Source organism: Streptomyces griseofuscus, assembly GCF_014673495.1.
Taxonomy (GTDB): domain Bacteria; phylum Actinomycetota; class Actinomycetes; order Streptomycetales; family Streptomycetaceae; genus Streptomyces; species Streptomyces murinus.
In genome coordinates, this window is sequence record NZ_CP051006.1 from 4,776,996 (window position 1) to 4,796,304 (window position 19,309).

General features: G+C 73.3%; 17 protein-coding genes. 9 read left to right on the forward strand and 8 right to left on the reverse strand.

Features of this window, described 5'->3' with window-relative positions; all coding sequences use genetic code 11:
- Positions 1 to 3: 3 nt before the first annotated feature.
- Positions 4 to 630, forward strand: coding sequence for a TetR/AcrR family transcriptional regulator (locus tag HEP81_RS21415; RefSeq protein WP_037653296.1), 627 nt, complete (start codon positions 4 to 6; stop codon positions 628 to 630).
- A gap of 262 nt (positions 631 to 892) precedes the next feature.
- Entirely contained in the window at positions 893 to 1,924 is a 1,032-nt protein-coding gene (locus tag HEP81_RS21420; RefSeq protein WP_037653295.1) for an isopenicillin N synthase family dioxygenase, read from the forward strand.
- A 66-nt stretch (positions 1,925 to 1,990) separates the two neighbouring features.
- On the opposite strand, the gene HEP81_RS21425 is transcribed toward HEP81_RS21420, so the two are convergent.
- Positions 1,991 to 3,091 carry a citrate synthase 2 gene (locus tag HEP81_RS21425; RefSeq protein ID WP_037653294.1) on the reverse strand — a complete coding sequence of 367 codons (1,101 nt, stop codon included), beginning with the start codon at positions 3,089 to 3,091 and terminating at the stop codon, positions 1,991 to 1,993.
- A gap of 138 nt (positions 3,092 to 3,229) precedes the next feature.
- Here HEP81_RS21425 and pdxH point away from each other — a divergent pair, with 138 nt between their 5' ends.
- The 3 genes from pdxH (at position 3,230) to HEP81_RS21440 (ending at position 6,236) form a co-directional block, all read left to right on the forward strand.
- On the forward strand, positions 3,230 to 3,916 hold the full coding sequence (pdxH, locus tag HEP81_RS21430) for a pyridoxamine 5'-phosphate oxidase (protein WP_037653293.1): 687 nt from the start codon (positions 3,230 to 3,232) through the stop codon (positions 3,914 to 3,916).
- 338 nt (positions 3,917 to 4,254) lie between these two features.
- Positions 4,255 to 4,722, forward strand: a complete 468-nt coding sequence (locus HEP81_RS21435; RefSeq protein ID WP_243279504.1) for a GNAT family N-acetyltransferase — start codon at positions 4,255 to 4,257, stop codon at positions 4,720 to 4,722.
- A gap of 113 nt (positions 4,723 to 4,835) precedes the next feature.
- Positions 4,836 to 6,236, forward strand: coding sequence for a PAS domain-containing protein (locus HEP81_RS21440; RefSeq protein WP_037653499.1), 1,401 nt, complete (start codon positions 4,836 to 4,838; stop codon positions 6,234 to 6,236).
- Positions 6,237 to 6,422: 186 nt separating this feature from the next.
- Here HEP81_RS21440 and HEP81_RS21445 read toward each other — a convergent pair whose 3' ends face one another.
- Positions 6,423 to 7,178, reverse strand: a complete 756-nt coding sequence (locus tag HEP81_RS21445; RefSeq protein WP_037662231.1) for an SIS domain-containing protein — start codon at positions 7,176 to 7,178, stop codon at positions 6,423 to 6,425.
- A gap of 217 nt (positions 7,179 to 7,395) precedes the next feature.
- Between HEP81_RS21445 and HEP81_RS21450 the strand changes: the two genes are divergently transcribed.
- Positions 7,396 to 8,088, forward strand: coding sequence for an iron-dependent transcriptional repressor DtxR (locus HEP81_RS21450; protein ID WP_037662230.1), 693 nt, complete (start codon positions 7,396 to 7,398; stop codon positions 8,086 to 8,088).
- A 270-nt stretch (positions 8,089 to 8,358) separates the two neighbouring features.
- On the opposite strand, the gene HEP81_RS21455 is transcribed toward HEP81_RS21450, so the two are convergent.
- Together HEP81_RS21455 and HEP81_RS21460 are read right to left on the reverse strand one after the other, a co-directional pair.
- Positions 8,359 to 9,912 (reverse strand): ArnT family glycosyltransferase, encoded by a 1,554-nt coding sequence (locus HEP81_RS21455; RefSeq protein ID WP_243279505.1) that lies wholly within the window; start codon positions 9,910 to 9,912, stop codon positions 8,359 to 8,361.
- Between the two features lie 62 nt (positions 9,913 to 9,974).
- A complete protein-coding gene (locus tag HEP81_RS21460) occupies positions 9,975 to 10,382 on the reverse strand; it encodes a hypothetical protein (RefSeq protein ID WP_037662227.1) in 408 nt (135 codons plus the stop codon).
- Between the two features lie 108 nt (positions 10,383 to 10,490).
- On the opposite strand from HEP81_RS21460, the gene sigJ reads away from it, so the two are divergent.
- A complete protein-coding gene (gene sigJ, locus HEP81_RS21465; RefSeq protein WP_037662226.1) occupies positions 10,491 to 11,396 on the forward strand; it encodes an RNA polymerase sigma factor SigJ in 906 nt (301 codons plus the stop codon).
- Positions 11,397 to 11,408: 12 nt separating this feature from the next.
- Here the strand turns inward: sigJ and HEP81_RS21470 are convergent, their stop codons facing one another.
- The 3 genes from HEP81_RS21470 to HEP81_RS21480 are packed head-to-tail and all read right to left on the reverse strand — an operon-like array spanning position 11,409 to position 14,475.
- Complete coding sequence (locus HEP81_RS21470) at positions 11,409 to 12,998, reverse strand: hypothetical protein (protein WP_051850581.1); 1,590 nt, start codon at positions 12,996 to 12,998, stop codon at positions 11,409 to 11,411.
- A complete protein-coding gene (locus HEP81_RS21475; RefSeq protein ID WP_037662224.1) occupies positions 12,995 to 13,771 on the reverse strand; it encodes an ABC transporter ATP-binding protein in 777 nt (258 codons plus the stop codon). The genes HEP81_RS21470 and HEP81_RS21475 overlap by 4 nt, the downstream gene beginning before the upstream one ends.
- 38 nt (positions 13,772 to 13,809) lie before the next feature.
- Positions 13,810 to 14,475, reverse strand: coding sequence for a bifunctional DNA primase/polymerase (locus HEP81_RS21480; protein WP_037662223.1), 666 nt, complete (start codon positions 14,473 to 14,475; stop codon positions 13,810 to 13,812).
- Between the two features lie 258 nt (positions 14,476 to 14,733).
- Between HEP81_RS21480 and HEP81_RS21485 the strand changes: the two genes are divergently transcribed.
- Together HEP81_RS21485 and HEP81_RS21490 are read left to right on the forward strand one after the other, a co-directional pair.
- Entirely contained in the window at positions 14,734 to 16,119 is a 1,386-nt protein-coding gene (locus tag HEP81_RS21485) for an NsdA family TPR-like regulatory protein (protein ID WP_037662222.1), read from the forward strand.
- 201 nt (positions 16,120 to 16,320) lie between these two features.
- Complete coding sequence (locus HEP81_RS21490) at positions 16,321 to 17,850, forward strand: hypothetical protein (protein ID WP_037662220.1); 1,530 nt, start codon at positions 16,321 to 16,323, stop codon at positions 17,848 to 17,850.
- A 55-nt stretch (positions 17,851 to 17,905) separates the two neighbouring features.
- Here the strand turns inward: HEP81_RS21490 and HEP81_RS21495 are convergent, their stop codons facing one another.
- Positions 17,906 to 19,246, reverse strand: a complete 1,341-nt coding sequence (locus HEP81_RS21495) for an ABC transporter substrate-binding protein (RefSeq protein WP_078967679.1) — start codon at positions 19,244 to 19,246, stop codon at positions 17,906 to 17,908.
- Positions 19,247 to 19,309 lie beyond the last annotated feature (63 nt).

Sequence of the window (19,309 nt, forward strand, 5' to 3'; positions counted from 1 at the left end):
CAGATGAGCACGACGGCGGACCGCGCCCGCGGACCACGGTCGGACCGCGACCGGCAGCCCAAGCAGGACCGCAGCCGCGCCACCCGGCAGCGGCTCCTGGAGGCCGCCGTCGCCTGTCTCGCCGAACACGGCTGGGCGGGCTCCACGGTCGCCGTCGTCGCCGAGCGCGCCGGGGTCTCCCGGGGCGCGGCCCAGCACCACTTCCCGACCCGCGAGGACCTGTTCACCGCGGCCGTCGAGTACGTCGCCGAGGAACGCTCCAGCGCGTTGCGCGACCTGTTCCCCGACGGTGTGCGGGGCGATCGCCGGGCCGTCGTCACCGCCCTGGTCGACCTCTACACCGGCCCCCTCTTCCGGGCCGCCCTGCAACTGTGGGTGGCCGCCTCCAACGAGGAGCAACTGCGCGGCCGGGTCACCGAACTGGAGGCCCGCGTCGGCCGCGAGACCCATCGCATCGCCGTCGAGCTGCTGCGCGCCGACGAGTCCCGACCCGGCGTCCGCGAGACCGTCCAGGGCCTCCTCGACATGGCCCGCGGCCTCGGCCTCGCCAACGTCCTCACCGACGACACGGCCCGCCGCGAACGGGTCGTGGCCCAGTGGGCGGCCCTGGTGGAGGCGTCGCTCGGCTGAGCGGCCGGGTCGTCGCCGGGTTCCGGCGGAGTGAGCCGGGCCACATCCCTATCGCGGTGCGCGCAGTACTCTGGGCGCATGCTTCCGATGCTCGTTCGACGCCGCCACGTGGACTACGTGCGCGTCACGAGCATGGGCTGTCGGCGCCACACCGCCTGATCCAGCCCCCACTCGCTCTGCGCTCTGCACTCTTCCTTTTCCGGCACCCGGGGGCCGCGTACCCCTGCGGCCGCCCGTGCCCCGTACACCCTGCGGACACACCATGACCTCGCATATCGCGACGACCGCGTCGTACGACCAGCTGCCCGTCATCGACCTCTCCGCCGCCGACCGCGGTCCCCGAAGCCGGGACCTGCTGCACGCCCAGCTGCACAGCGCCGCGCACGACGTCGGCTTCTTCCAGCTGGTCGGGCACGGCGTGACCAAGGCGGAGACGGACGCGCTGATCACCGCCATGCGTGCCTTCTTCGAGCTCCCGGAGGCCGACCGGCTGGCGCTGGACAACGTCAACTCCCCGCATTTCCGCGGCTATACGCGCACCGGCGACGAGCGCACCGGCGGCGCCCGCGACTGGCGCGACCAGCTCGACATCGGCGCCGAGCGGCCCGCCCGGGTGCCCGGCCCCGGTGAGCCGCCGTACTGGTGGCTCCAGGGCCCCAACCAGTGGCCGGCCGCCCTGCCCGAGCTGCGCACCGCGGCCCTCGCCTGGATCGAGCGGCTCAGCGCGGTCGCCCAGCGCCTGCTGCACGAGCTGCTGATCGCCATCGGCGCCCCCGCCGACTTCTACGACCCGATCTTCGGCGACCGGGCCCACCCGCAGCTCAAGCTGGTCCGCTACCCCGGCAGCGCGGGCGACGGCGCGGACCAGGGCGTCGGCGCGCACAAGGACTACGGCTTCCTCACCCTGCTCCTCCAGGACACCGTCGGCGGCCTCCAGGTCCAGCGCGAGGACGGCCGCTTCCACGATGTGCCGCCGCTGGAGAACGCCTTCGTCGTCAACCTCGGCGAACTCCTGGAGGTCGCCACCGACGGCTACCTCCTCGCCACCAACCACCGCGTGGTCAGCCCGGCCGGAGCGACCGAACGCTTCTCGATCCCGTTCTTCTACAACCCGCGCCTGGACGGCAAGGTCGCCCCGCTCCCCTTCCCGGGCGCCACCCGGGCCCCGGGCATCACCACCGACCCGACGAACCCCCTGTTCGCCGAGTACGGCTACAACGAACTCAAGGGCAAGCTGCGGGCGCACCCGCTGGTGGCGGAGCGGCATCACGCGGGCCTTCTGACCCCGGCCTAGGTGTGCTGTCCCGGGACGTTGGTGACACGCGTGCGGAGCCGATCCACGGCTCCGCCGCCCCCGCCGCTACCGGGCGATGTCCGCATACCCCTCGATGTCCTGCGGCCGCCGCGGCCCCGGCCCCACATACCTGGCCGTCGGCCGCACCAGCCGGCCCGTCCGCCGCTGTTCGAGGATGTGCGCCGACCACCCCGCCGTGCGCGCACACGTGAACATCGACGTGAACATGTGCGCCGGGACCTCCGCGAAGTCCAGCATGATCGCCGCCCAGAACTCCACGTTCGTGGCCAGCACCCGGTCCGGCCTGCGGCTGTGCAGCTCCTCCAGCGCCGCCTTCTCCAGCGCCTCCGCGACCTCGAACCGCGGCGCCCCCAACTCCCGCGCCGTGCGCCGCAGCACCCGCGCCCGCGGGTCCTCGGCCCGGTACACCCGGTGCCCGAAGCCCATGAGCCGCTCGCCCCGGTCCAGGGTCCGTCTCACATAGCCCGCCGCGTCCCCGGTGCGCTCGATCTCCTCGATCATCCCGAGCACCCGGGAGGGCGCGCCGCCGTGCAGCGGGCCGGACATCGCGCCGACCGCGCCCGAGAGCGCGGCGGCGACATCCGCGCCGGTGGAGGCGATGACCCGGGCGGTGAACGTGGACGCGTTCATGCCGTGCTCCGCGGCCGATGTCCAGTACGCGTCGACCGCCGCGACATGCCGGGGGTCCGGCTCCCCGCGCCAGCGGATCATGAACCGCTCCACCACCGACCTGGCCTTGTCGATCTCCCGCTGCGGCACCATCGCCAGACCCTGCCCGCGCGCGGACTGGGCGACGTACGACAGGGCCATGACCGCGGCCCGCGCCAGATCCTCGCGCGCCTGGCGCTCGTCGATGTCGAGGAGGGGCTGGAGTCCCCAGACGGGGGCCAGCATGGCGAGCGCGGACTGGACGTCCACGCGGATGTCACCGGAGTGCACCGGGATGGGGAAGGGCTCGGCGGGCGGCAGCCCCGGGTTGAAGGAGCCGTCGACCAGCAGGCCCCACACATTGCCGAAGGAGACATGGCCGACCAGATCCTCGATGTCGACGCCCCGGTAGCGCAGGGCCCCGCCCTCCTTGTCCGGTTCGGCGATCTCCGTCTCGAACGCTACGACTCCTTCGAGCCCGGGTACGAAGTCGGACATCAGGCGGCTCCTCGTGCTGGGCGGGCGGCGCGGCTCTGAACGGGCCTGGAATCAGCACGATAACCCCGTATGTCTCACTTGGAGAGACTTGACGACACTGGGTGCCAGCAGGCCCATTAGATACGGCAAGATGACCGCGTGACCGACCGCGAACCACTCCTGGATCCCGTCCTCGACCCCGCCGCGATGCGCAAGCAGTACCGGGCCGACGGACTCGCCGAACAGGACCTCGCCACGCACCCCATGGACCAGTTCGCACGCTGGTTCGAGGATGCGGCCCGGGCGGCCCTCCACGGCACGCTCTACGAGCCGAACGCCATGGTCGTCGCCACGGCGGACGCCGAGGGTCGGCCCAGCTCACGCACCGTGCTGATGAAGCAGTTCGACACCGAGGGCTTCGTCTTCTACACGAACTACGACTCCCGCAAGGGCCGGGACCTCACGGCGAACCCGTACGTCTCGCTGCTCTTCCCCTGGCATCCGCTGGCCCGGCAGGTCATCGTCACGGGCGGTGTCCGCCGTACCGGGCGGGACGAGACGGCCGCCTACTTCCGCACCCGGCCGCACGGCTCCCAGCTGGGCGCCTGGGCCAGCGCGCAGTCCACGGTGATCGGCTCGCGCGCCGAACTGGACGCCGCGTACGCCGAGTTGGCGGACCGCTATCCCGAGGACGAGCGGGTGCCGGTGCCCCCGCACTGGGGCGGCTTCCGTGTCGTACCGCAGAGCGTCGAGTTCTGGCAGGGCCGCGAGAACCGGCTGCACGACCGGCTGCGCTACACCGCCCGTCCGGACGGCACCTGGGGGGTCGAGCGCCTCAGTCCCTGAGGGCCCCGGGAACGCAGACGACCCGCGAGCTGGGTTCCTCCGGAGAGGAGCCGGCCGGACGTACCGGCAGCTCGCGGGTCGGGTGACTGCTTGGGATTGGGCCGGCTGCACGTATCCCTCACGTGCCGGTCCGGCACCGCACTGAGCGTGGTGACGAGCCGCTAGCCCGCAGCCACCTCACGCGTCCGGTATGCATACATCTGCCGAACCACCTCCCTTCTGTGTGCCTACAGCCTAGGAACCGACCGCAGCGGGCTCAACTGTTTTTTCCAAGGCGCCCGCCGACGCTCCCGGATCGCCCGAATGGAGGAGCGTCATCGGTGGTAGGACTGCTGGCTGTGACTGATCTTCCCGTTCTTCGGACGGCCCCGGTCCAGGGCGACGACATGCTGGAGCAGTGGCGGCTCGTGCACAACGCGGTGGTGCCGCCCGCCGCGATGTCACCGGCACAGGCCCGGGTGCGCAGGGAGCGGTACCTGCTGGCGAACGCGTACGCCGGTGACGTCCTCGTCGGCTGCTCCACCGTGCGGCCCCCGCTGGGGGAGCAGCGGGTGGCGACCGTGATCGCGCGGGTGCTGCCCGAATTCCGGCGCCGGGGGTTCGGGACGGTGATCTACGGGAACGCGCTGGACCGGGCCCGCGCACTGGGCGCGGGCGTCGTGGAGACCTGTGTGCTGGCGGCGAACGGCGACGGACTGCGGTTCGCCGTACGGCGGGGATTCGAGGAGGTAGAGCGCTATGTGCTGGACGGTGAGCGGGACGAATGGGTCGACCTGCGACTTCTGGTGACGGAACCCGGGGATTGATTCCCTCCATCTTGAGGGAACAGGATGTGGGCTGCGTCACGTTCGAGTTGAATGAGGGGCAGTGAGCGGAACGGGCGCCTTACGTGCGCCGACGCAGCGTGCAGGGGGTCGAGGTGAGTGCTTCCCGGCGAAGTGGGGCCACCGATGAGCTGGGGCCCGACGAGCCCGGCGCGTCGGGGGAACCCGGCGGGTCCGATCTGCTGGCCGCGCTGCTCGACGGCATGGACGCGGCCCTGTGCGCCTTCGACTCGGCCGGCGTCGTCACCCACTGGAACCGCGAGGCCGAGCGGATCCTGGGCTGGAGCGCCAAGGACGCGGTCGGACGGCACGGCTTCGCCGGCTGGGCGGTGCGCACCGCCGACGCCGAGGAGGTCCAGGCCCGGCTGCTCTCCGCGATGCGGGCGCCCGGTCGGCAGGTGCACGAGTTCGCGCTGCTGACCAAGGACGGCGGCCGGGTCCTCGTGCGCACCCAGTCCGCCGCCGTACGGGGCGCCGACGGCGAGCCCGCGGGCGTCTACTGCGCCTTCAGCGAGGTGCACGCGCAGATCGACCTGGAGCGGTCCATCGCCCTGAGCGAGGCACTGTTCGAGGACGCCGAGTGGGGTGTCGTCCTGGTCGACGCCGATCTGCGCCCGGCCGTCGTCAACGCGCATGCCTCGCGCGCCTTCGGCATCGGGCGGGCCTCCGCGCTCGGCCGGCCGCTCGGCGAACTGCTCGCGCAGGGTGTGGAGGAGCTGGAGGCCGCGCTGACCCATGTCCTCGCCGAGGGCGCGCCGCCCGCGCCCGCCGAGGTGTGGGTCACCCTGCGGAGCCCCGCCGAGGGCGAACAGCGCCGGTGCTGGCGCAACGCCTTCCTGCCGCTCGCCTCCCCGCTCGCCGAGGAGCCCGTGCCGCTCGGGGTCGGCTGGCTCTTCACGGATGTCACCGAGGCCAAGCGGGGCGAGCAGGAGGCCGCGCTGCTGCGCTTCCGCACCAAGCAGCTGCACCGCGCGGCGCGCGCCGCCGCCGAGTGCGAGGACCCGCTGGAGGCGGCCACCGTCCACCTCGACTACGCCCTCGCCGGGTTCGCCGACCACGCCCTGATCGACCGGCTCGCGGACGCGCCGCGCACACCGGACGCGGCGGGCGCGGTACGACTCGTACGGCTCGCCGCCACGCCCGCCGGGGCGCCGGGCCCGAGCGTGCTCACCGGGGCCGCGGGACTGCCCGTGCGCTACGAGCCGGGGCATCCGGCGCTGAGCTGCGTGGAGCGCACCGGCTGTGTGCGCGCGGAGGCCGGCTCGGTGCCGCCCGAACTGGCCCGGGAGTGGGCGCTGCGCCGGCAGTGGCCCGGTGACGCGGTGCACGCCCTGTGCGCGGTGCTGCGCAGCCGGGGCCGCACACTCGGTGTCGTCACCTTCCTGCGCGGCGCCGCGCGCACCCCCTTCGAGCGCTCGGACGCGTCGTACGCCGAGGACGTGGCGCTGCGGATAGCGGCGGCACTGGACCTCGCGGGGGCGACGCGGGAGCGCTAGGGCCTGTCTGACCATTCCCGTCTGCCGCGCGATGCCATGCACGCACTCTCGCGGCACCGGGCGCAGACCCGAGTACGTCCAGTACGAGGGCCTACGCCCGGCACCCCGAGAGCACGCACCTGACGCCGCGCGGCCGCCCTCCGGGCGACGACGGGAATTGTCAGACAGGCCCTTAGGGCGGTCGGGTCAGCGGCGGTAGAAGATCCGGTCGCCGTACTCGTCCATCACCCGGTTGTTCCAGTCGTGGCCGCCGTCCACGTTCCCCGAGCGCAGCAGCGGGGGTTCGATGCCGCGGTCGGCGAGGGTGGCGGCGGTGGTGGCGAGGACGGCCTGCATCAGTGCCGTGGTGACCACGGTGGAGGCGGGCGCGAAGGGGGCCGGGATGGTGTCCAGGGTCAGCTCAGCGTCGCCGACCGCGATCTTCGAGTCGAGGACGAGATCGCAGTGGTCCTTCAGGAACGTGCCGGAGGAGTGCCGGGACGTCGTCTGCGCCGCGTACGCCACCGAGGTCACACCGATCACCTTGATGCCGAGGGCGCGGGCGCGCTGGGCCATCTCGACGGGCAGCGCGTTGCGTCCCGACAGGGAGATGATCACGAGGGCGTCGCCGGAGCGCAGCGGCGAGGTGTCGAGCACGGCGCTCGCGAGCCCGTCGACGCGTTCGAGCGCGGAGCCGAGGGTGGCCGGGGTGACGTCCACGCCCACCACGCCGGGGACGGTGAGCAGGTTCATCAGGGCGAGTCCGCCCGCGCGGTAGACGACGTCCTGCGCGGCGAGCGAGGAGTGCCCGGCGCCGAAGGCGAACAGCCGGCCGCCGCTTTCGACGGTGTCGGCGAGCAGGGTCCCGGCGGACTCGATCGCCTCCGCCTCTTCCTCCCTGAGCCGTTGCAGGAGGTTGATGGCGGCGTCGAAGAACAGGTCGGCAGGCGTGCCGTCGCTCATGCGGTGCCCCTTCGCAGCGTCTGTGTCGCGGATCACGGTGCGGTCTGGACCAGTGCGGTGTCAATACAGCGTTGCCCATTCCGCCGCCGGGGCCCGTCGGCACGCCCCGAATCCGCCCCGTTCCCCCGGTGCCACCCGCTTGTCAGTGGGATCCGGCAGAATTGGGTTGAGGCCAGCGCACGCGCCAGGTGCCGGCAGAGGTAATCGAGGGGCACGTATGTCCGGACTGATCGACACCACGGAGATGTATCTCCGCACCATCCTCGAACTGGAGGAGGAAGGCGTCGTCCCCATGCGCGCCCGGATCGCGGAGCGGCTCGACCAGAGCGGGCCGACGGTGAGCCAGACGGTGGCGCGGATGGAGCGGGACGGCCTGGTCGCCGTCGCCAGCGACCGCCATCTGGAGCTGACCGGCGAGGGTCGCAGGCTCGCCACCCGGGTGATGCGCAAGCACCGCCTCGCCGAGTGCCTGCTGGTCGATGTGATCGGCCTGGAGTGGGAGCAGGTGCACGCGGAGGCCTGCCGCTGGGAGCATGTGATGAGCGAGGCCGTCGAGCGCCGCGTCATGGAGCTGCTGCGCCACCCGACCGAGTCGCCGTACGGCAACCCGATCCCGGGCCTTGAGGAGCTGGGCGAGAAGGACGGCGCCGATCCGTTCCTGGACGAGGGCATGGTCTCGCTCGCCGACCTGGACGCGGGCACCGACGGCAAGACCGTCGTCGTGCGCCGTATCGGCGAGCCCATCCAGATGGACGCGCAGCTGATGTACACCCTGCGCCGGGCCGGAGTGCAGCCCGGTTCCGTGGTGAGCGTGACCGAGTCGGCGGGCGGGGTGCTGGTCGGCAGCGGCGGCGAGGCTGCCGAGCTGGAGGCCGACATCGCCTCCCACGTGTTCGTCGCCAAGCGCTGAGCCGCACCGGGCCCCCCGGACGGCAGAGGGCCCCGGCGCCTTTCGGCACCGGGGCCTGTCCTCCCCTGCGCTGACCCGGAGCCCCGAGCTCCCAGGGTCAGTCCCCCTCGGACCGTTTTTCCCCGAGCGGTCCGCCTCCCGCCAGAAAGATCCCCGCCGCGACGGCGATCATTCCTGACGCGGTGTCACTCGAATGAGCGGTGTTGTCCGCAGGGGCAGTATTTTCGAACGCCCATTCGTAAAAACGGTGCGCCGGGATGTGGTGGGCGCTCACGCGTACATCCGCAGCTCCGGCCAGATCTCCCCCCACGCCCGCCGCGGCCCCTCGCACACATACACATGCCCGCCCCGCTCGATGTTCGGCGCGCCCCCGGGATCGGACAGCGTCGCCACCTCCCGTACGTCCCGGAAGTACCGGCGCAGCCTGGCCTCGTACCCCGGGAGATACCGGGGGCCGGGCGCGATCGCCACCACCGTCGTGGCGTGCGCGTCGCCGGGGCCCCACCACCAGTCGGTGTTCTGTGAGCCCACGGCCGTCGGCAGCCCGGTGCCGCGCCCCAGTTCATTGACGGCGCCCGCCTCGCCGTAGTCCGCCGCGAAGATCACCGCGTGCGCGCGCCGCTCGGCCGGCAGCCCGGTCCACACCTGCCGCACGGTCCCCACCAGCCGGGGCCAGCCCTGGGTCTCCCCGGAGATCGGACTGATGCCGTACGTCCAGGCCACGTCGGACGGCGGCAGCACCGGCAGCACGATCACGGCGGACACCGCGGTCGACACGGCGGTGCCGAGCACCAGGCCGCGCAGCCGCTCCCGGCCGGCGTACAGCGTCCCGTCGAGCACCACCGCGCCGGCCGCGAGCAGGCACACGTACAGCCCGGCCAGGTAGTACACCTGCGCCCCGGTCGTCACCGCGAACAGCACGAACAGCACGCCGTACGCGAGCGCCAGGCATCGCCACAGCGGCCGCTCGGACCGCCACAGGAACCGCAGCCCGGCCACCCACACCACGATCATCGCCAGACAGGACATGCCGAGCTGGCCCACGACCCAGGTGACGATGTTCCCCGGCCCGCCGTGCTCGGCGTTCAGCGCCCGCGTCATCTCGAACATGGCCCAGCCGTGCCGCGACTGCCACCACAGATCGGGCAGCACCGGCACTACGGCGATCAGCGCGCCCCACAGCAGCCGGCGGTCGGCCGCGGTCCGCCGGGCCGGGCCGAGCAGCACCGCCGCCAGCAGGACGGCCCCGAAGATCGCCGCGAGATGGTTGAACTCCGCGCCGACCCCGACCAGCGCCCCCGCGGCGAGCCACCACCGGGTGTCGCCGGTACGGCCGATCCGCACCACCACCAGTGCGATCGCCGCCCACGCCAGCGTCTCGTACGACGTGGTGTTGGCGATGTGCGCGCTGCCCAGCAGCACCGGCATGGTGGCCGTCGCGACCGCCGCGAGCAGCTGCGGGCGCCGGGCGCCGCCGAACTCCCGCGCGGTCAGGGCGCCCACCACCACCGTGCCCGCCGCGGCCAGCGCGGGGAACAGCCGCAGGCCCGTCGCCGAGACCCCGAACAGCTCCAGCGAGACCCTGGCCAGCAGCGGCGCCAGCACCGGCTGGTCCACATAGCTCGCCTGGAGGTGCCGGGCGCAGTCGAGGAAGTACAGCTCGTCACGGTGGAGGCCGTAGCGCGCGGAGAACGCCATCAGCAGCGCGAACACCGCTGCCGCGACGCCGTACACCCGCCGGTCCAGCGGCGCGGGCCGCCCGCCGTCCATCTCGCCCTTGTCGCCCTCGTCGTCCGCAGGTCTGGTGACCGCCGCGTCCGTCATCCCCGACACCCCCGTCCCGGATCCCGGCCAGGCCGTCCGCGCGGCTCCGGGCCGCACGTACCTTACGCACCCCGGCCGTGCGGGACGAGGCCGGGGCGCGCCGGGCCCCACTGCCGGGCCAGCGCCAGCACGCTCAGCGCGAACATCAGGACACCGAGCGGGACATGGACCGACGGGACGTGCGCGATACCGAGCACGACCTGGACCGAGGCGAGGACGAGGAAGCCGGTCGCGTGCCAGATGGACCGGGGCGAGCCGCCGCCCGGCTTCCACGCCAGCACCGCCGCGAGCACGTACAGCATCGCCGCGCCGTACATCACCCGGGCGCCGATGCCGTGCACCGCATGCCCGTACGACACCGTCAGCAGCAGCCCGGCGGAGACCGCCTGGCAGAAGATGGTCAGGGTCTGAAGGGCGATCGCGAACCGCAGAAACGACTGAGTCCGCTGTGCTGTCGGCTGGTCGGCCATGTCACGCTCCCCTTGTCCGCCCGTGGGCAGTGGATCGGTGGATCGATAAGGTCCGATCAGCCCGACGACACGGGCCCGCGAAAGGTAAGGCGAGGAGGCGGTCGGGGGATGGGCGCGACGGGGGCGGACACCGACGGGACAGCCGGTGAGCGGCGCCAACTGCTCAACATGGCCTACCGGTTGCTCGGCTCACTGACCGAGGCCGAGGACGCCGTACAGGAGGCGTACGCGCGCTGGTACGCGCTGCCGGGCGCCCGGCGTGCCGAGATCCTGAACCCGGGCGCCTGGCTGACGACGGTGACCGGCCGCGTCTGCCTGGACGTGCTCGGCTCCGCGCGGGCCCGCCGCGAACGCTATGTCGGCGCCTGGCTGCCCGACCCCCTGCCGGGCCGCGACGGGAGCGGCCCGCAGGGCGGCACCGACCCCGCCGACCAGATCGTCCTGGACGAGTCGGTGACCATGGCCTTCCTCGTCATCCTGGAGTCGATGACGCCCGCCGAGCGGGTGGCGTTCGTCCTGCACGACGTCTTCCGGTACCCCTTCGCCCGGATCGCCGAGGTCCTCGGCCGCACCCCCGGCGCCTGCAAGCAGCTGGCCGCCTCCGCCCGGCGCCGGGTGGACGCCGCCCGGCCCCCCGAGCCGACGGCCGGGCTCGCCGAGGCGGTACGGCATGTCAAGGAGGCGTGGGAGGCCAAGAACGTCACGGCCCTCGTCGGCCTCCTCGACCCGGCCGCCGTGCTGACCGCCGACGGCGGCGGCCTGGCCGGAGCCGCGCTGCGCCCCGTCGAGGGCGGCGCGCACATCGCCCGGTACATGGTCGCGATCGCCGACCGGGCCCCCGGCCTCGAACTCCTGGAGTGTTCGGTCAACGGCACCCCGGGCCTGGTGGCCCGGCGCGCCGGGATCGTGCTGACCGTCGCCTCGTTCGAGATCAGCGGCGGCCGGGTGTCCCGGATCTGGGTCGTTCGCAACCCGGAGAAGCTGGGGCCGTGGACGCGGGACGAGCGGCCGTAGCACCGGCGGCGCTCACCCCTTGCTGACCGCCGCCAGGATCTCCGGCAGCCGCCCCGCCGCCCGCGGTGCCGCCAGCCGCAGCCCCAGCAGCGCGACCCCGGCGCCGTAGACCGCCCCGACGGGCAGCAGCAGCCAGGTGCGCCCGACGCCGTCCGCGCCCTGGGCCAGCCATACGGTCAGGGCGATGTAGGGGGCGCACAGGACGGCGGCGGTGAGCATCCCGCCGAAGATGCTGATCCAGGCGAGACCCGCCTGCCCGGGTACGACGCTCTTGAGGCCCTCCTGCGGGATGGAGTACGGGAACCGCGCCGACGCCCACGCCCCGGCCGCCAGCATCGCCCCGAGCAGCGCCAGGGACATCCCCAGCACCCGCGGCAGCATCGGCCAGGCGTCCAGCAGGGCGACGTTCAGCACTGTGACGAGCGCGGCGTAGGGGAGCGTGATCAGCAGCAGCGCGAGGGCCCGGCCGCGCAGTTCCTCGTACGCCTCCCGGGGTGAGGAGATGGTCAGGGCCACCATCCAGAAGGCGGAGGTGTCCTGCCCGAACTGGTTGTACATCTGGAGGCCGAGCATCCCGGCGGCGAAGCACGCGAAGTAGACCGAACCGGTGTGCTGGAGCGCGTAGAACACCGGGATGAGCAGCCCGACCGCCAGCGAGGTCACCCAGGCGGCCTTGGTCTTCGGATCCCGCCACACATAGCGCAGGGTGCGCTCCATGACCGCGCCGGTGCGCCCGGCGGGCAGCAGCCGCGTGCGCCCGCCCGTGCGCCTGCTCTCCGCGCGCCCGCCGTCGGCGGCCTGGAGCGTGGACCCGTCCGGCGTGGTCATCAGCCTGGTCATGCTCCGCGCCCAGCCGACGACCAGCGCCACCAAGGCCGCGGCGGTGAGCGCCAGTTGGGCGAGCGCGATGCCGTACGACCCCTCGCTCGCCGAGCGCACCGCCGCCACCGCGGACGCGGGCGGGACCCAGGACAACACGTCCGCGACCGGCCGCAGCTGCCCGAGGCCGCCCGAACCCAGGCGCCGCGCGGCGAAGTTGACCAGCTGACTGCCGATGGCGATCACCAGTCCGCTGAGCACGGCCAGATCGCGGCCCTTGCGGCTGGTGAGCAGCCGTACGTTGGCGGCGGCCACGGCCCGCGCGAGCGCCACGCACACCAGCAGCGCGAGCACCAGCGCGACGACCGCGGTGGCCCAGCCCACCGCGCCCCGCGCCGGCACCAGCACACAGCCGAGCAGCAACAGCAGGGTGACCAGCGGGCCGACGCCGACCAGGGAGGACACCAGCAGCGCGCGCATCAGCGGCAGCGGCCGCAGCGGCAGCATCACCAGCCGGGTCGGATCCAGCGTCTCGTCGCCGGTCGGGAAGAACAGCGGCAGGAAGGCCCAGCCCAGGGCCAGTACGGCCGTGGCGGTCACGGAGACCACCTCGCCGTGCGGCTGCCGGCTGAGCAGGACCATGCCCGGCAGCTGGGCGAGCGCGAACAGCAGCGCGAGGACGCTGGAGACGATGAACGCGTCCCGCCGCCCCCGCGACTGCCGCAGCCCGCCCCGCAGCAGCGACAGCTTCAGACGTACGACGGTGCCGGTGAGGTTCGTCATCGGGGCGCCCCGCCGCCCAGCCAGTCCAGATCGGACCCGGCCTGCCGGCCGTTCGCCCCGACCAGCTCCAGGAACGCGTCCTGGAGCGTGGGGTGTGCGCCGCGCACCTCGGCGAGCGGCCCGGCGGCGCGGATCCGGCCGGCCGCCAGCACCGCGACCCAGTCGCACAGCGACTCGACCAGCTCCATGACATGGGAGGAGAAGACGACCGTGGCGCCGGAGGCCGTGTACCGCTCCAGGACGCCCCGGATGGTCTGCGCGGACACCGGGTCCACACCCTCGAACGGCTCGTCCAGGAACAGCACTTCCGGGTTGTGCAGCAGGGCCGCGGCGAGACCGATCTTCTTGCGCATGCCGGTCGAGTAGTCGACGACCAGCTTGTGCTGGGAGCCGGCCAGGTCGAGCACGTCCAGCAGCTGGGTGGCCCGCTTGTCCACCTCGGCCCCGGGCAGCCCGCGCAACCGGCCGGTGTAGCCGAGGAGTTCGCGGCCCGACAGCCGCTCGAACAGCCGTAGCCCCTCGGGCAGCACCCCGATCCGCGCCTTCACGGCCACCGGGTCCCGCCAGACGTCGTGCCCGACGACCTCCACGGTGCCCTCGTCCGGCCGCAGCAGCCCGGTCACCATGGACAACGTGGTCGTCTTCCCGGCTCCGTTCGGCCCCACCAGCCCGATGAACTTCCCCGCGGGCAGCTCCAGATCGATCCCCCCGACGGCCACCTGCTCCCCGAACCGCTTCCAGAGCCCCCGTATACGTACCGCGGCATTGGTCATGCGATGAAGCCTACGGCGGCCCGTTCGGCGCCGACCCGCTACCGGTCCCTGCCGCACGCGTACGCGAGGGCCGAGATCAGCTCCTCCACATCCGGCAGCCACCGGTTCGCCGGCGTCGGCCGCCGCGCCCACTGCACCGCCCCGCGCCCCCCGAACCGCGTGGGCGGCGCCGCCACATACGCCCCCTCGCCCAGCGCCACCAGATCGAGCGAGGCGGGCACCCACCCCGAATTCCGCACCAGTTCGGGCACTTTCGCCGAACCGCCCGGCAGCACGAAGAACTGCATCCGCCGGTCGGGAGAGAGCGCGACCGGCCCGAGCGTCAGCGACATCCGCTCCAGGCGGGCCAGCGCCAGGAACCCCGCGGTCTCCGGGACGGACAGCGCGTCGAACGTGCGCCCCGTCGGCAACAGCACCGCCGCCGTCGGCTGCTTCTGCCACAGCCGCCGTACCACCGTCGCGCTCCCCGTCGCCTGGGTCGCCCAGTCGGGGCGCGCGGGGTGCGCACCCGGCGCAGAGCAGGAATCCTCGCCGCACGAGCAGCGGGGCACGCCGCGGACGGCTTCCAGCCAGGTCCCCGGGACCACGTCCCAGTGCCGTTCCTCGGCGTAGCGCACGGCGGTCTCCTGCGGCGAATCCCCGCGCTGCTGCGGAATCTGCCCGGCAATCTGACTGTCTTCGGCGGCCGCGATCGTCTCTTCCACGTCCCACTCAACTCCCGCACCCACCTGGAGTTACGGCCCTTGCCCCGCGGGGGGGAGGAGCATCGCCTTCCCGTCCGGGGCGCATGGGTGCACCGGTGGGGGCGCGCGGTAGGAGGCGGGGCGTGAGTTGGGTAGCCAGGAGTGGGGTTGGCATCAGCCGGTACCCGGCAAACCGCACATGTCACGCATTGACGGTATGTCAGCTGGGCAGTGATCTTTCCGAAAGGTCACGCTCCAGGGGTTCGCAGGGGGTAGCACATGGCCGCAAGGCCTCTCGTCGCGAGGCAGCCGAACGAACGGTTGCAGGCACTCATCCAGGAAGCGGGGTGCTCCAACGCCGGACTTGCCCGGCGGGTCAACATGTGCGGCGCCGAGCACGGCCTCGATCTGCGCTACGACAAGACGTCCGTGGCCCGCTGGCTGCGCGGCCAGCAGCCCCGGGGCCGGGCGCCGGCCATCATCGCGGAGGCCCTCGGCCGCAAGCTGGGGCGCACGGTCACGATCGACGAGATCGGCATGGCCAACGGCAAGAACCTCGCCTCCGGGGTCGGCCTCCAGTTCTCGCCGACGGTGCTGGGCGCCATCGAGCAGGTCTGCGAGCTGTGGCGCAGCGACGTGGGGCGCCGGGACTTCCTCTCCGGCTCCTCGGTCGCCGCGTCCGCGCTGGTCGAGCCCAGCCGCGACTGGCTGATCTCCGCGCCGGACGCCCAGGTGGCCCGGCAGGCGGGCCCGCGCGTGGGCCAGTCCGACGTGGCGGCCGTCCGGTCCATGACCCAGGCCCTCACCGACCTGGACCACCAGTTCGGCAGCGGACATGTGCGCCCGGTCCTGGTGCACTACCTGAACAGCGTCGTCTCCGGACTGCTCGCCGGCTCGTACCGCGAGTCGACCGGACGCGAACTCTTCGCCGCAGTCGCCCGGTTGACCGAACTCGCCGGATACATGGCCGTGGACACCGGCCAACCCGGCCTGGCCCAGCGGTACTACATCCAGTCGCTGCGCCTCGCCCAGGCCGCCGGTGACCGCGGCTACGGCGGATATGTGCTGGCCGCGTCCATGAGCCATCTCGCCGCCCAGCTCGGAAACCCGCGCGAGATCGCCCAGTTGGCGCGCGCCGCCCAGGAGGGCGCACGCGGGCATGCGACCCCCCGGGTGGAGGCGATGTTCCACGCGGCCGAGGCGCGCGGGCACGCGCTGCTCGGGGACGGGCGCGCGGCGGGCGCCGCGACCGCGCGCGCGGTCTCCGCGATGGAGCAGTGCGACGACGACTCCGGGGACGACCCGGTGTGGATCCGGCACTTCGACGGGGCCTATCTGGCCGACGAGTTGGCGCACTGCCACCGGGACCTCGGCCAGCCCGAGCAGTCCGCGCGCTACGCCGAGCAGTCCCTGGCCGGACACCCCGAGTCCCGGGCGCGTCGGCGTGCGATCGGCTATGTGCTGCTCGCCACCGCCCAGGTGCAGCAGCGCGAGGTCGAACAGGCCTGCGCCACCGGCATGAAGGCGGTGGAACTGCTGGAGACGCTGCGCTCGAACCGGGGCGCGGAGTATCTGGAAGACCTCCAGCAGCGCCTCGAACCCTTCCGGGACGAGGCGGTCGTACGGGAATTCGGGGCCCGGCTGGATCTTCAGCAGGCCGCGTGAACACCGGCCCCGCGCAGATGTGAACATGTGGCGAACACCACCCCGGCGCACACCGGGTGCCATATACAGCGTCGCGTGGGGCCGTTCCGTTACTGCCGTCACGGGTGGGCGGGCCGCGGACCGAGGGACGTGGCAAGGGGCTCCGGGGACCCGGTAGCGTGGCCCGACGATTCACAAGGTCCCCCATTGGTAGGAGTCCCGGTGACGCAGAGTGGACAGGGCGAGGAGCTCTCGGCGCAGCCCGCGCGCGAAGGCATCGTGCTGCCCTCCGACGGAGGAGAGCCCCTGCTGCCGGGCATGAACGCCACGCCCGCCGGCGGGCAGGCCTGGGGCGGATCCTGGGGGCCCGAGCAGCAGACGCCCCCGCCCGGAGCGCAGGGCGGCCAGGGCTGGCCCCCGGCGCCCGCTCAGCAGTGGGGCGACCACGGCGGCCAGGGCGGCCGGCCCCCGTCCGGCGCGGGCCCGCTGCCCCCGGAGGGCGCACCGGCCCCCTCGTACGGCGGGCAGCAGCAGGCGTCGTACGGCGGTCACGGCGGTCAGCAGCCGGGGTACGGGGCGCAGGACCCGTACCAGCAGGGCCAGCAGCAGCCCCAGCAGCCGCTGCAGCAGGCGCACCAGCCGCAGCACCAGCAGCCGCCGTACCCGGCCCCCGGCCACGCGGCCCCGCTGCCCCCGGCCGCGGACAACGCCACCCACTATCTGCCGCCGGTCCCCGCCGCGCCCGCCGACGAGGGCGCCACGCAGTACATACCGCCGGTGACCGCCGGGGCGCTGCCGCCCGAGTCGCCCAGTGAGCAGACCCGCTACCTCGGGGGCAACCAGCAGCCCCCGCCCGCGTCGCCCGACGCCGAGGCCACCCAGTACATCCCGCCGTACCAGGCCCAGGGCCAGGATCCGGCGCAGGGCCAGGGCGGGGACCGCCAGCCGCCCGCCGAGTTCGACAACCTCTTCCGCGGCGGCCCGGCCGCTGACGCCCCGGCCGGCTCCACCCAGCAGCTCCCGCGCGTCGACCAGCCGGCCGCCTACCAGCCCTCGTACGACGGCCCCCCGTCGCCGTACACCCGCCATGACGACGGGCAGGACGAGCGGCCCCGGCGCCGCCCGTCGAAGGTGCCCCTGATCGCGGCCGTCGGCGTCGGCATCGTCGTGCTCGGTGTGGGCGCGGGCGCGCTGCTCAGCAAGGGCGGTGGCTCCTCGGACAGCGCGGACGACAACAAGACGGGGGCCGTCACCTCCGCGGCCCCGCAGAGCTCCGCGCCCGCCGCCGACCCGGCGCGCGCCCAGGCGGTCGAGCTGGACAAGGTGCTCGCCGACAGCGGCAGCAGCCGGGCCACGGTGATCAAGTCGGTGGCCGACGTCAAGCAGTGCGCGAGCCTGGACGGCGCCGCCACCAATCTGCGCAGCGCGGCCGGCCAGCGCAGCCAGCTGGTCACCCGGCTCGGCAAGCTCAGCGTGGACAAGCTGCCGAACAACGCCGCCCTGACGGCCGCCCTGACCAAGGCGTGGCAGGCCTCGGCCGCGGCCGACAACCACTACGCGGCCTGGGCCGACCAGGTCAAGGGCGGCGGCAAGAAGACCTGCCACAAGGGCCACGCGAAGACCACCGACGAGGCGCAGGCGGGCAACCGCGAGAGCGGCACCGCGAGCCAGCAGAAGGTCAAGGCGGCGGCGCTGTGGAACGCCATCGCCGTGAAGTACGGACTGACCCAGCGCCAGCCCACCCAGCTCTGACCGCCCTGGCTCCGGGGAAGGCGGGCGTGGGCTCTGGAGAACGCGGGCGTGGGGCCTACTCCACGTCCGCGTTCTCCAGCGTGCCGGTCATGTCGGCGGTGCCGTCGATCCCGCCGACGCCCTCGCGGGCCGCGACCAGCTCGCCGTTCTGCACCACCTGGAGGGTGACGTCGGCGTTCACCATCCGCGGGAAGCCGACCGAGGCCAGCTTGCCCTCGTAGGGCCAGCGCAGGGTGGGCGTGAGGCCCCCGGTGGAGACCGCCAGGCCGCCGTCCAGCGTCTTGCGCACCGAGTCGGCGCGCACCTCGCCGGCGCCGATCTTCTCCAGTACGGCCTTCAGCACGGTGTAGGCGATCCAGGTGGTCTGCACCCCGGCGTCCGCGGGGTCGATGCGGTTGTCGCCGAACGCCTCCTTGTCGATCACCTGCCTCATCTGCTTCCAGCGGGCGTCGTTCGCGGGCGGGTACCAGCCGGTGACGTACGCCCCCTCGTACGGCCCCGAGGAGCCGCCGGTCGCGTTGATCATCGTCTGGTCGACGCTGCCCAGCACCGTGCCGAGCCGCACCGCCGGGTAGTCCGCGCGCTCGCGCCTGAAGGAGTCCATGAAGGTGTCCGTGCGGTCGCCGAGCGCGGGCACCACGCAGCCCTTCTTCAGCGTGTCGCCGGCCGCGTACCGCAGCGCCTTGTCGGACGGGGTGCCGTACGCGGTGAGGTCCTCCGCCACGAGCTGGTCCTGTGCCTGGGGGTGCCCGCCCGCCTTCAGGCCGGAGTCGAGCAGGGCGGGCAGCTCGTCGCCGGCGATGCTGTCGGGGCGGACCAGCGAGACCGGGCCGCAGCTTCCCGACAGCGCCCGGCCGAGACCGGCGAGCAGCGCGGGCTGACCGCCGTTGACCGGGTACGACATCATCCCGGTGAACTCGTCGGTGGTGACGCCGTAGCCCCCGATGTAGGGGATGCCGGCGCTCTCCAGCGGCGCGAGGAAGGAGTCGCCGAACTGGCTGTAGGAGCCGACGACGGCGACCACGTCCTCGTCGGCCGCGCGCCGGGCGCACTTGGCGGCGTCCACGCTGTTGTTGTGGTCGTTGCAGGTCAGGACCTGGATCTTGCGGCCGCCGACGCCGCCCTGGGAGTTGATCCACTTGGCGTAGGCGAGGGCCATCGCCGGCATGCCCGGTTTGTTGGTGGCGCCGGTGTCCTGCGGCGCCCAGGTCATGACCTTGACGGTGTCCGCGGCGCCGGTGACGGACGGGAGGACCCCGCATCCTGCGGTGAGCGCGGCACACACGGCCAGCGCGCCCAGGGACAGGGCGGACGCCCTGCCGGGGCGGCCGGAAGGGGCCGTGGGGGAGGCGGAGGGAAGGGGGGACGTGCGGGTGGTGCGGGGCCTGCCGGTCATGAACCCGCACGATTCCCTCACACCGCTAACCCGGGAGTGATCCACGGTCGACGGAAGGTGACT